The following is a 12053-nucleotide window of genomic DNA, read 5'->3' on the forward strand; positions in this document are numbered from 1 at the left end:
GTTATATGATAGAAATGATAGAAATGATAGGCTGAAAATAGAATAAAGGAATAATACAAAAAAGTAGATAAGAACACTTGTACGGAGATGTAAACACAGGTAAAATATAGATACAATTGAATCTTGGGTGGGTATGGTTTCCCTTCGAAAGGAGGTGAAACCATGGAAGTGAAAGATGCGATGACTCTAATGCTATTATTCGGTACATTCATTCTTGCACTTTTGACGTATATCAATAACAACAAGAGAAAGTAAAAACCCACCCCAAGGTTGACCGCCGAAGGTGGGTTTTTATCCTGACTTGACTTAAGAAGGGATAGACCATCCAAGCCAATTGTATTGACCAAGTGTTGACCGCACTTGGTCTTTCTTTAAAGATATGATAACACATGAGAAAAGATGAATCAAAGCTAAAATAATAATTGAAGTGAGTGAAGACATGTTGGTAAGCAATCTCGAAGAAGCATTTCCATCATATAACAATATATTCAAGCGGCGGCTCCGTTGGACCCTTGGTCTACAGGAGGTATTTCAAAGAGGTATATCAGCAGACAATCCCCTTGGGGTTCATGAATACAGAAACGTTAACTGAAATCAATGAAATGAGGTAATAAAATTGACTAAACTAAATAATAACATTCAGTCTGAAACAACACTATTTCACTATTGCAGCACAGAAACATTTTTAAATATTATTGCTAATAAGACTTTAAGGTTGTCTGATATTGCAAAATCAAACGATTATAAGGAAACGAAATGGCTTTTTGAGTACATAGAAGATGAAATTATAAAACAATTTGAGGAGGCTCCCTTTTTTCGTGGTGAGTATATTCGAGGTTTGAGTGAAATAGAAACTGTTAAATTAATTGTTAGAAATGTAATGGAGAAAATGAAAAATAGATCTGAAGAATTAATGTATGTGTCATGTCTCTCAGCAGATGATGATAAATTAAGCCAATGGAGAGGCTATGCAGATGATGGGAGTGGTTTAGCAATAGGGTTTAATTTTCATAGCCTAAATACATTAATTACTAAGTGTAAAGAGTTATATTTGATGAAGGTCTTATATCCTGAAGATATTAATACTGTTTCACAAGAAATTAAAGATTATTCTGAAAGAGTTCTAGATAGTATTCATCGTGCGTTAGCTAATAATAAATTAGAGACTTTATTAAATAATGAATATGGAGCGATTGATATATTCCATGAACTCTCTTCAAGAATTTTTATTAGAAAATCAATTAGTTTTAAAAACCCAGCTTTTAAGGAAGAGAATGAATGGAGAATAATATTTGATGGTGAATTTAGTAAATCCACAGATTGGGACTGTTGGTACGATCCAAAAGAAGGTAGACCAAAACTTTATGGGGAGCATGCTGAACTTTTTCCAAACGGATTGCAATTCAGAGCACAAAAAAACAAGATAGTCTCTTATTTTGATTTATCATTCAAAGGATTTGAAGAAAGCATAATCGATTCAATAACCATCGGGCCGAAATCAGAAATACAAAAGAGCGATCTGGATCAGGTATTGGGATATTATGGATATGATATTACTGAGATCAAAATTAATAAGTCTACAAGTACATACAGATAATACTTATTTCAATGTCTTCAGTGAAATTAAATATGGAGAAGCTTGAATTAAGCATTCGTTTGAAGTAATGAAAAGGGCCTACTAATCTGATCAGAGATTGGAACAAAGAAACATTTATGAGAGATCCCCAAGAAGTTATTGACTTCAGTTAACATAATATTCAAGCAGTGGCTCCTTAGGGAGCCTTGGTCTGCGGGATGAATTTCGTAGAGGTATTTCAGCAGACAACCCCTTTGGGGTTCATGAATACAGAAAAGTTAAGTGAAATTCCAATGAGAGTTATAGATCTATGAGATGGTATAATGTAACCATCAAAACAGAGGAGGGACAAAGATGAAATGGCAAGAAGTTCAGCAGATTTTTCCGAATCAGTTCGTAAAATTTGAAGTTCTTCATTCAGAAGAAACTGACAATCAAGAGGTCATTGATGATGTAGCCGTAATTGGTCCGATCAGTGATGAAGAAGCGACTCGCGAATTATTGAATAGCCGAGATAAAACATTGGTTTATCATACTTCCAAAGATCAAGTCGTAGTGAAGGTAAGGAGAAATATAGGGTTAAGGAGAAGTCTTTAAATGAATATTGAATATCGAGAAGGACTGTTATTTACGGAAATAACAGTCCATTTTAATAAGCAAAAGAAAGTCATATCGAACATCGTGATCGATACAGGGGCTAGTCACAGCTTAATTTCACAAGATGAAGTAGACGAGATTGGGATACAAGTGAGTATGGACGACGAAATCATAACCAGCTACGGGATTGGAGGTAAAGAGCATGCCTTTAGTAAGAAAATTGAGGGTATACAAGTGGGAGATTTTATTTTAGAAGATGTATACATCGACTTTACTTCATTTAAATATCACAACATTAACGGACTTTTGGGACTTGATGTACTGACTAAAGGAGAATTTAACATTGATTTAAAGGCGTTTAAATTACTTCGTTCATAAGAGATGAAGAAGATAAGAAGTTGAGTGATTCGATGAAGACTGGAACATCACTTAACAATATATTCACGCTGCGGACGTTCGTCCTTGGTCCGGCATTCGCCGGACACTCGACATGCGTTGAGTCGTGAATACAGGAGCGTTAGGTGAAATCAAGGAGTGATATTATGGAGACAAACAAATCTATAAATGCCATTAACTCTTTTCAATCAGTTTATGATAAGTACTTTAAAGCTTTAACCGAGTATATGATGGGCGAGTTTGGAGAAGAGCATGAATATAAATTTTCACATCCCACCCTCTTTGAACTTTCAATTCAATTGAAAGCTGAGTTTTATAGTATGCCTGAAGAGTTAAGGAACAGACTTTTGACGTTAAACTTTGAAACATTCTTACATTGTAATAACCAAGTTGATTTCTTTAGTTTTAGGATTTTTCTTTCGAAGAAAAACAGATTTGAAAAGCTTGCAACAATTGCTGAAAGAGTAGATGCAGAAGTGAAAACTGCTATTCAGTTTTTAGAAAAAGATATATTTCACGAGTATGAGAAGCTTCCTGTGATAAACCATAATTTTTATAGAGATTATTATATAAATACAGATTTATTTTCAGAATTAGAAAATGAAAAACAAGAAGATAGAACTGATGTAAGCATGCTAGAACCCAAAGATCCTGAAGGTGAACCTAGTAATGAAGATAAGATAGAAAGTAAAAATCTATTTACAGAATACAATGAGAGTTTGAAAAAAGGTGAAGAGCTATTATCTAATACGAATAACTTTGTAGATAAACTTAAATATTCAGTTGTAATTTTGAAAGAGTTTTTTAAGCTATTCAACTAGAATTCGCCTAACATAATATTCACGCTGCGGACATTCGTCCTGGGTCGGGAATTCGCCGGACACTCGACGTACGCCGAGTCGTGAATACAGGAACGTTATATAAAATAGCATGAAATAATAAAAAACTTATTTAGGAGGAATGTTCATGGAGATTGGAAAGATACTTGGAATTGCCTACAACGTAATTCCCGTTAAAAATATCGAGAACTCGGCAGAATGGTTTGTAAAACATTTTGGATTTAATATTAGGAATCAACGAGAAGGCTATTTGAGTTTGTTTAGGGGTAATAGACCAATCCTTGATTTAATCCAAAGCGATAATGAGTCTAGGGCAGTATTTGAAATAAATAATAAGAAGAGATGGGTGATCACCTTTTTTACTAACGATATTAGCTCTTTGCACTCTTATTTAAAATCAGAAGATGTAAAGGTAGGAAATATGATTGATGAAGGAAAGTATGGGAAGTTTTTCGTTCTAGAAGATCTTGATGGTAACTTATTTGATGTATGGGAACATCATGATTGTGAGTTGATTTACTGAAAGTAACTCAAGAGGTCATGCTACTTCATATAACATAATGTTCAAGCATCGTCGCATCGTCGCATCGTCGCATCCGCGCCTCGGTCCGGCAGAAGCTGAGAAGCCAGGAAGCGTAATCAGCCGGACAACCCTGCAAGGCTAAGTGGCAGAGCCACCCGGCAAGAATCGATCGCTGCGCTTGATTAATGGGCAGCTTAAGTCTTTCGGGCTCGTGAACAAAACACGTTATATGATAGAAATGATGAACTGAAAATAGAATATAGGAATAATACAAAAAAGTAGATAAGAACACTTGTACGGAGATGTAAACACAGGTAAAATATAGATACAATTGAATCTTGGGTGGGCATGGTTTCCCTTCGAAAGGAGGTAGACCATGGAAGTGAAAGATGCGATGACTCTGATGTTATTATTTGGAACATTCATTCTTGCACTTTTAACTTACATCAATAACAACAAGAGAAAGTAAAAACCCACCCAAAGGTTGACCGCCGAAGGTGGGTTTTTATTACCTGATACTTAGAAGGGAATAGACCATCCAAGCCAATTGTACTGACCAAGTGTTCGCTGCACTTGGTCTTTATTTAAGAATATGATAACACATCGAAAAAGATGAATCAAAATAAAAAAGCTATAAAATGAACAGGTTAGTAAGCAATCTCGAAGAAGTATTTCCATCATATAACATAATATTCAAGCATCGGCTCCATTGGAGCCTCGGTCTGCGGGGTGGATTTCGAAGAGTAATTTCAGCAGACAACCCCATTGGGGTTCGTGAATACCAGAACGTTATGAGAAATCAAATTAAAGGAGAAATAAAATGGGGAAAAAATTAACTATATTTCTTGTGGACGGTTCGGAAACAGGACCTCGAACAATTGAAATCGGTAATTGGTCAGGAAAGGCTGTATATTCTCAACGTTCTTCTTTACCCAAAATTATAGAGCGCTCTGAATTTGATAGACCAGGAGTATATATTTTAAAGTCCTTACCAAACAGTGAAAACTATAATGAACGCATATACATAGGGGAAGCAGAGAATCTCAAAAAGAGATTAAAACAACATTTAGCGGATTCAGATAAGGACTTCATTGAGATTGTAGCTTTTATAAGCAAAGACGAAATGCTCACTAAGTCTCATATAAAGTATTTAGAATCTCGAATTATCTCTTTATCTAAAGAAGCGAAAACAGCCGAGATTGATAATTCGGTTCAGCCTGAACTATCAACTCTCCCGGAAGCTGATATTTCGGATATGGAGTATTTTTTAGAACAAATGAAATTAATTTTTCCAGTAGTTAATTTTATGTTCTTGGTTCCTTCTACCCTCAAACAATCAAGTGAGACTGTGATTGCCCCAGTACAAGTCAATAGCGATATTGTATACACGCTTAAAAGTAAAAGAGCTTCTGCTAAATTGATTGAAACTGAAAAGGGCTATGTAGTTCTGTCTGGATCTCAAAGTTGTAAACAAACGTCAAGTTCAATCTCTGAAGGGTGGATCAAGCAGAGAAATAAGTTGATAGAAACCGGAGTCCTAATCGATAGTGGAGAATTTTATATATTCAAAGAGAATGCGATTTTCTCTAGTATTAGTGCAGCGACTGCTGTAGTACTAGGACGTCAAGCAGCTGGACCAGTAGAGTGGGTAGATGCTAACGGAAGGACATTTAAGCAGAACCAAGAAAAGAAATTTGAAAGCGAAAACAGTGAAGGTTAATTTGACATCTCATAACAATATATTCACGCTGCGGGCTTACGGCCTTGATCCGGCATTCGACGGACACCCGACATGTGTCGGGTGTGAATACAGGAACGTTAGGTGAAATTCCTGTAATGCATATAAGGAGCCATATGAAAACTATAAATTACTTAGAAACTAGACTTTCAAGTCGATATGATGAATTTGATCCGGATCAAGACGGGAATAAAAACACCCAATTTGCAGATTTCATTATTGATGGTAGATCGTTATATCAAATGCTTAGAAAGCATGATAGGGTTCCGTCTCTAGGATGGGGAGTTGAAGAACATCAAAGAAATATGATTGATTACTTTCTATTAAAGAGAAAACATGATTATTTGTATGATCGATACCCCCTATTGGTTTGTCCATGGTGCGGGGATGAAGAGTGCGGATTTATTTCTGTTTATATTGAGAGGGAAGACGATAGGATAATATGGCAAGATTTTAAGATAGAGCCTAGTAATCAAGGTATTGATATAGGTCCTTTTTATTTCAAGTGGGATAACTATGAGAAGGAAATTAATAGAGCTTTTGGAACAACAGGAAGTCAATAATATTTTTAGAGTATTTCATAGCAATAACCTCGCCTAACATAATATTCACGCTGCGGACATACGTCCTTGGCCCGGCATTCGCTGGACATCCGAATGTCGTCGGGTAGTGAATACAGGAACGTTATAAAAAAGTGATGAAATTCTAATGTTGTGGGGGAGAACAATGATACCAATTTGTATAAACCAAAAAGGTGATGTTTTTGAAGAACTGTTAGATATTACTGAGGAGCAAGTAGAAGAAATTAACTTAGATTACCCAATCACGCATGCATTAGTCGTTGCTAAGAATAATGAAGGATTTTTACTATTATTTAACGGCTGGAAGAACAATTGGGAGTTAGCTGGAGGAATGCTTGAGCCAGGGGAAACATTAAGAGAATGTGTAATCAGAGAAATGTTTGAAGAAACGAATCAAACTCCTGGAAAAATTGAATTTAAAGGATTAATGAAGTTTACATTAAGGAATGGAAAAATTGAATATGGGGGCCTCTTCAGCGCAGATATAGAAGAAAAAAGACCATTTGAAATGAATGAGGAAGCCCAAAAGATTATCTTTTGGGATGGAATTAAAGACATTGGATATATAGATGAAATCGATAAAGAATTATTGAAGTACTATTAAAAAGATATCGTAAGTAATTCGAGAAGTTGTCACCTTCATATAACATGATATCCACACTTGGGGCCTGACAGCCCTTAGTCCGCAAGAAGCGATTAGCAAGGGAGTGAACTCAGCAAATACATCCGTACCGACTAACCGCATCGCTGACACTCCCGGTGGTCGCTTAAGTCGTTGTGACGTCGTGAATACAGAAACGTTATCAGAAATTCTTGCACGAATAAAAACGTAGGATGGAGGTAGATTGATGAATTCGGCATACAATGATCTCGTTATAAGTGAGTTGTCGGGAAATCTTCAGGATGACATCTATACATTCTTAGTGAACAACCATTGCCCTAAAACGGCAGAACATTGTATGAGGGTAGGACAAGAAGCAAGAAGGGTAGCTGAAATGTATCATGAAGATGCAAATTCGGCTGAAATCGCTGGATTTTTGCATGATATAAGTGCAGTTTATCCCAATGATGTAAGGATTCAAGTCTCTCATGATCTGGGCATTGAAGTCATTCCTGAAGAAGAAATCTTTCCAATGATTATTCATCAAAAGATATCGAAAGAAATGGCTAAAGATCTATTCCACATTAGAGACGAAAAGGTTCTTAATGCAGTAGGGTGCCATACAACATTAAGAAGAAATTCAACAGTCCTAGATAAGATTTTGTTTGTTGCAGATAAAATCGAATGGGATCAAGCGGGAAACCCTCCATACTTATCTCAAATCTTAGAAAAGCTTGATCATTCTTTAAATGAAGCAGCATTCGAATACATTCATTTTTTATGGAAACAGCGAGACCATCTTAAAGTTATTCACCCATGGCTAAAAGATGCTTACTGTGAATTAAAGGAATTAGTCTAGTCGCTGGAAGAAGGCAAGAACATCCCATAACGTAATACTCACGCTGCGGGCATACGCCCTTGATCCGGCAGTCGTCGGACACCCCGCATAAGCTGGGTCATGAATACAGGAACGTTAGATGAAATCCTGCCGGACATACAAATTGAGGAGAATTTCAAGATGGAAAGAACAAATGTTAAAGTCGAATTCAGTATATTTGGAGATCAATTTGACCCCAATATTATTACAAACACACTATTAATTAATCCTACAAGAGCTTGGCTTAAAGGCGATCCTATACGAAGAAATCTAGTTCGTAAAGAAACGTGTTGGGAAATAGCGACTGATTACGAAGAGTCTTTGGATATTAATGATCAAATCGATAAGGTTAAAGCTTTGATTCAGGATCAAAAAGATCAAGTTGTAAAGTTAATTGAACAGAACAATCTTGAATGTAAGTTCGAGGTTGTGATTAATATTGAGAACAATCTAAAGCCTGCCATGTATCTAAATAAAGACATCATAAAGTTCATTTACGATTTAGGGGCAGAGATTGATTTTGACTTATACATTTGTAGCTAAGACCTGATGAGAGAAGATTCAAATAAAAGCAGGACATCACTTAAAAATAATATTCACGCTGCGGGCATGCGCCCTTGATCCGGCAGGTTGCCGGACACCCAGCAAACGCTGGGTCGTGAATACAGGAACGCTATATACAATTGGGGCAATGTTTTTTGCAAATCAATGAAGAAAGGATGAAAGATTTGAATATCTCTGAAGTGATTATACATCCTGTATTCAATCATTTATTTCTAACAATTGAACATCCTGAAGGGCAGTACCAGTACATAGGTGATGCATTAGGTAGAGATTGCATGATTACCAGATTCAAAGATGGATGGATGCGAATGTATGATGGTGACGGTATGCTCAATGAGGATTGGTATACATGGGGTGCTGATGTACTAGCTCCATTTGATGGAGTTGTGAAATCTATATTTATAAATCCGATAACTAATGATCCAGGGACTTTAACACCGGGAAGGGCAAGTTCTATAGTATTTGAAAGAGAAGATGGTGTTCTTGTTACTTATGCCCATGTAATGGATATAAGCGTTGAAGAAGGTGACATCGTTACGACTGGTCAAGTAGTTGCGAAAGCTGGGAACAATGGATATTCCAGAAATCCACATATTCATGTGGGTGCATGGATTGGTGATACTCCATTACAAATCCGATTTGACTTGCAGAGAATGGGAACACAGATGAAGGAATTTGGAGACAGACTTTATTTATGTTAACTCAAAGATGGCCCAACATCCGGGCATCCGCCCCTCGGTGGGCAAAGGATTTTCGGGGAAGTGATGACAGCCGCACAACCCTGCACTGCCAAGTCCGTCGGACCCGCGCTTACGTGTTTAAGCCAGTGAGGGTTCATGAATACAATGGCCGAAGGAGCAGTAACATTTTTTGATGTACTAGGGTGGAAGGGTATATGGCAGCGTAAAGAAAATGCTATGAAACAATTATTGGAAATTATTGACGATGCAGAAAAGTATATCAGTAGAATCAACAACAAGGATACATGAGGTAATGGAAATTCAAATATATTTAAAGACATAATCATTGAAATTAAAAGTATTTTTTAAGTGCAGCTTACTTAGATCTGGAGGGATAATTGGTGTTAGAATTAGCGAAGAATGAGCTCGAGACTGTTCGGTTTTTATGCAGCGGTATAAGTAATACAGTTCTTTTTGCAAATATAGAAGGAAAGATAGGAAGGACATGGATTGATAATAAGAAGCCCACGTACTCCGTGATTATTGCAGGAGATTTCGCATTCTTACTTGGAAGTGTCGATGCTTTGAAAAAAGTAGATGTTCCATTGCGGTTTGTTCTTGAAGAATGCAGGGGAAAAATCATAATTACGAATGAGTTTTCTTGGATATCCCTTTTATCTCAACATTACTCCGATTCATTCCAAAAGTTTAACCGGTATTCCTTTAAGAAAGAATCGAATTTCCAAGTAGAACAGTTAGAAGAGAACATAAAAATGATAGATACTGCTTTCAAAATCGTACCCATAGATGAACATATTTACCCAATGGTACTGCAGGATCCCTTTATGGCAGATTGTTGTTGTTTCTTCTCTACCTTAGAAGAATTTATGCAGCATGGAATTGGATTTGTTATCCTCAAGGATAATCAGATTATTGCCGGTGCTTCTTCTTATACTTATCATGAAGGGGGAATTGAAGTTACAATTGGGACACATCCCTTGTACAGGCGCCAAGGTTTGGCACTAGCTTGCGCATCAAGATTGATTCTTGAGTGTCTGAGCCGAAATATCCACCCAAACTGGGACGCAGCCAATTCAGAGTCAGTTGCTCTTGCAGAAAAATTAGGTTACAAAATGGAAAAAGAATACGAAGTGTACTCTATATAAACAGTAACACGACGGGGACGAACAGGGGTGATTACTATTAAGTTCATAATGATATTTGGCCCACAGGCCGTCGGAAAGATGACGGTTGGTCATGAATTAACGAAAATAACGGAATTAAAATTGTTTCACAATCATATGTCGATCGAGCTGTTTCATCCCTTTTTTGGTTTTGGTAGTGAAACTTGGAGGTTATCAAGTATCGTAAGAAGAGAACTTTTTGAATCGTTTGCAAGCAGCATCCAGTACGGACTAATTTTTACTTACGTTTGGGGGTTTGATCTTAAAGAGGACTGGGAATTTGTCGAACAAACATGTAACATGTTTGAAACAAAAGGAGCAGATATTTATTTTGTTGAATTAGAGTCAACTATAGAAGAAAGATTAAAACGAAATACAACGGCGTTTAGACTTGATCGAAAACCAACAAAAAGAAATATTGAAAATTCTAAAAAGGACTTAATCAAAACGATGGAAAAACATAGACTTAATTCTAAAGAGGGAGAAATTACTAGACAAAACTATCTGAGAATCAATAATACAAATTTAAGTGCAAATGAAGTCGCAAGATTAATTAAAGATGAATTTAATTTATAGTACTTATGAGTAAGCAAGAAGGTACCAATACCGTATAACTACATATTCAAGCAGCGGGCAAACTCCTTGGGTCTGGCATTCGCTGGGTCGTGAGTACAGGAATGTTATAGGAAATCAGCGCAAGATTTTATTAAACAAAACCTACTTAAATTCATTGTTGAATTAAAGGGCAGTCTTGCGAAGTAAACTAGGATATTGATATTTTCAATGGAACTGCGAAATATTTCGAAATATTATAAGAGGGGGAACAAAGAAATGATTACATTAGAATTAATGAATTCTTCAGAATTCCAGGAGTATCTAAATTCAGCAATTAAAAGCTATGCAGAAAGCAACGTTCAATCTGGTAATTGGAGTGAACAGGAATCTGTCAGTAAGGCTGCAGAACAATACGCACAACTTTTGCCGGATGACGAGAAAACAGCTAATAACAAATTATTTACAATTCGTTCTGATGGCAAAGAGGTTGGAATGATTTGGCTGGCATTAAAACCAAACAACAAGGGGGTTATCTACGATATAAAGATTAGGGAAGATTACCGAGGACGTGGATTTGGTAAGCAAGCGATGGAGGAGATAGAAAAAGTGGGTAGAGAATTTGGCATAAGGAGTATAGAACTTCACGTCTTTGCTCATAATCCAATAGCACGTAATTTATATGAAAAGCTAGGTTATAAAGAAACGAGCATCGTAATGGCAAAAGAAATATAAATTCAATACCTTGAAGATAGGAGGTGTAAGCATGTTCTTTTTACAGATGTCAGGATTCCCGGGATCAGGAAAGTCAACATTGGCAAGACAGATTAGCCAAGCAGCTGGAGCTGTGATTGTCGATCATGACATTTCCAAAACAGCAATTATGAAATCGTTATCATTACAAGGAAACACGATGGAGAGCAGAGCAATAGGACAGCTATCCTATGATGTAGATTGGTCGTTGGTGGATTTTTATTTATCGAATGGACACAGTGTCATTATGGATAGTCCTTGTTTGTACAGTAATGTATTAGAAACCGGACTTGAATTAGCGAGAAAATACCAAAAGAGATATAAGTATGTGGAGTGTTATATAGAAGACATTGAAATAATACGAAATCGATTAAAAAATCGAGAAAGACTTCTGAGTCAAATCGAAGGACCATCATCAGAAGAAGGATTTTATAGGACTATAAAAAACAGTAAAAAACCAGAAGGAGAGAAGTATATAGTAGTAGATTCATCGAAACCAATCGCAGATTACTTTCCAAAAGTTTTGGAATATATAAATGAATGAAAATAAAAGTAAATGAAATTAAAGAGCAGTTAATAAAGAAAGTGTGAT

The 12053-nt window shown here is 36.4% G+C and carries 18 protein-coding genes; all 18 read left to right on the forward strand.

Translation table 11 applies throughout. The annotated features are described in order from the left end of the window. The first annotated feature begins 162 nt into the window (after nt 1-162). The 18 genes from MKY97_RS07415 (at nt 163) to MKY97_RS07500 (ending at nt 12005) form a co-directional block, all read left to right on the forward strand. The gene (locus MKY97_RS07415; protein WP_007431380.1) at nt 163-255 is read left to right on the forward strand and encodes a putative holin-like toxin; all 93 of its coding nucleotides are present in this window, start codon (nt 163-165) and stop codon (nt 253-255) included. 361 nt (nt 256-616) lie between these two features. Continuing rightward, nucleotides 617-1597 carry a DUF2971 domain-containing protein gene (locus tag MKY97_RS07420; RefSeq protein ID WP_342554820.1) on the forward strand — a complete coding sequence of 327 codons (981 nt, stop codon included), beginning with the start codon at nt 617-619 and terminating at the stop codon, nt 1595-1597. A 333-nt stretch (nt 1598-1930) separates the two neighbouring features. Next, nucleotides 1931-2173: a hypothetical protein gene (locus tag MKY97_RS07425; RefSeq protein ID WP_342554821.1), complete on the forward strand. Its 243-nt coding sequence runs from the start codon at nt 1931-1933 to the stop codon at nt 2171-2173. After that, the gene (locus tag MKY97_RS07430) at nt 2174-2551 is read left to right on the forward strand and encodes a retropepsin-like aspartic protease (RefSeq protein WP_342554822.1); all 378 of its coding nucleotides are present in this window, start codon (nt 2174-2176) and stop codon (nt 2549-2551) included. Nucleotides 2552-2715: 164 nt separating this feature from the next. Next, nucleotides 2716-3390: a hypothetical protein gene (locus MKY97_RS07435; protein WP_342554823.1), complete on the forward strand. Its 675-nt coding sequence runs from the start codon at nt 2716-2718 to the stop codon at nt 3388-3390. A gap of 145 nt (nt 3391-3535) precedes the next feature. Continuing rightward, nucleotides 3536-3931: a VOC family protein gene (locus tag MKY97_RS07440; RefSeq protein WP_342554824.1), complete on the forward strand. Its 396-nt coding sequence runs from the start codon at nt 3536-3538 to the stop codon at nt 3929-3931. A 376-nt stretch (nt 3932-4307) separates the two neighbouring features. After that, nucleotides 4308-4400, forward strand: a complete 93-nt coding sequence (locus tag MKY97_RS07445) for a putative holin-like toxin (RefSeq protein WP_007431380.1) — start codon at nt 4308-4310, stop codon at nt 4398-4400. A gap of 351 nt (nt 4401-4751) precedes the next feature. Beyond that, nucleotides 4752-5651 carry a GIY-YIG nuclease family protein gene (locus MKY97_RS07450; RefSeq protein WP_154886304.1) on the forward strand — a complete coding sequence of 300 codons (900 nt, stop codon included), beginning with the start codon at nt 4752-4754 and terminating at the stop codon, nt 5649-5651. 134 nt (nt 5652-5785) lie between these two features. Next, complete coding sequence (locus tag MKY97_RS07455; protein WP_342554825.1) at nt 5786-6232, forward strand: oxidoreductase; 447 nt, start codon at nt 5786-5788, stop codon at nt 6230-6232. Nucleotides 6233-6395: 163 nt separating this feature from the next. Further along, nucleotides 6396-6854 (forward strand): NUDIX domain-containing protein, encoded by a 459-nt coding sequence (locus tag MKY97_RS07460; protein ID WP_342554826.1) that lies wholly within the window; start codon nt 6396-6398, stop codon nt 6852-6854. A gap of 244 nt (nt 6855-7098) precedes the next feature. After that, entirely contained in the window at nt 7099-7710 is a 612-nt protein-coding gene (gene yqeK, locus MKY97_RS07465) for a bis(5'-nucleosyl)-tetraphosphatase (symmetrical) YqeK (protein ID WP_342554827.1), read from the forward strand. 159 nt (nt 7711-7869) lie between these two features. After that, nucleotides 7870-8271, forward strand: a complete 402-nt coding sequence (locus tag MKY97_RS07470) for a DUF4279 domain-containing protein (RefSeq protein WP_342554828.1) — start codon at nt 7870-7872, stop codon at nt 8269-8271. A 155-nt stretch (nt 8272-8426) separates the two neighbouring features. Further along, entirely contained in the window at nt 8427-8993 is a 567-nt protein-coding gene (locus tag MKY97_RS07475; protein ID WP_342554829.1) for a M23 family metallopeptidase, read from the forward strand. Nucleotides 8994-9128: 135 nt separating this feature from the next. After that, nucleotides 9129-9281, forward strand: a complete 153-nt coding sequence (locus tag MKY97_RS07480; RefSeq protein WP_342554830.1) for a hypothetical protein — start codon at nt 9129-9131, stop codon at nt 9279-9281. 92 nt (nt 9282-9373) lie between these two features. Further along, on the forward strand, nt 9374-10138 hold the full coding sequence (locus tag MKY97_RS07485; protein WP_342554831.1) for a GNAT family N-acetyltransferase: 765 nt from the start codon (nt 9374-9376) through the stop codon (nt 10136-10138). Between the two features lie 36 nt (nt 10139-10174). Then, nucleotides 10175-10732 (forward strand): shikimate kinase, encoded by a 558-nt coding sequence (locus MKY97_RS07490; RefSeq protein ID WP_342556276.1) that lies wholly within the window; start codon nt 10175-10177, stop codon nt 10730-10732. A gap of 255 nt (nt 10733-10987) precedes the next feature. Beyond that, entirely contained in the window at nt 10988-11443 is a 456-nt protein-coding gene (locus MKY97_RS07495) for a GNAT family N-acetyltransferase (protein WP_342554832.1), read from the forward strand. Between the two features lie 31 nt (nt 11444-11474). Continuing rightward, entirely contained in the window at nt 11475-12005 is a 531-nt protein-coding gene (locus MKY97_RS07500) for an AAA family ATPase (RefSeq protein ID WP_342554833.1), read from the forward strand. Nucleotides 12006-12053: the final 48 nt, after the last annotated feature.

This window comes from Paenibacillus sp. FSL R7-0652 (assembly GCF_038595045.1).
Classification (GTDB): domain Bacteria; phylum Bacillota; class Bacilli; order Paenibacillales; family Paenibacillaceae; genus Paenibacillus.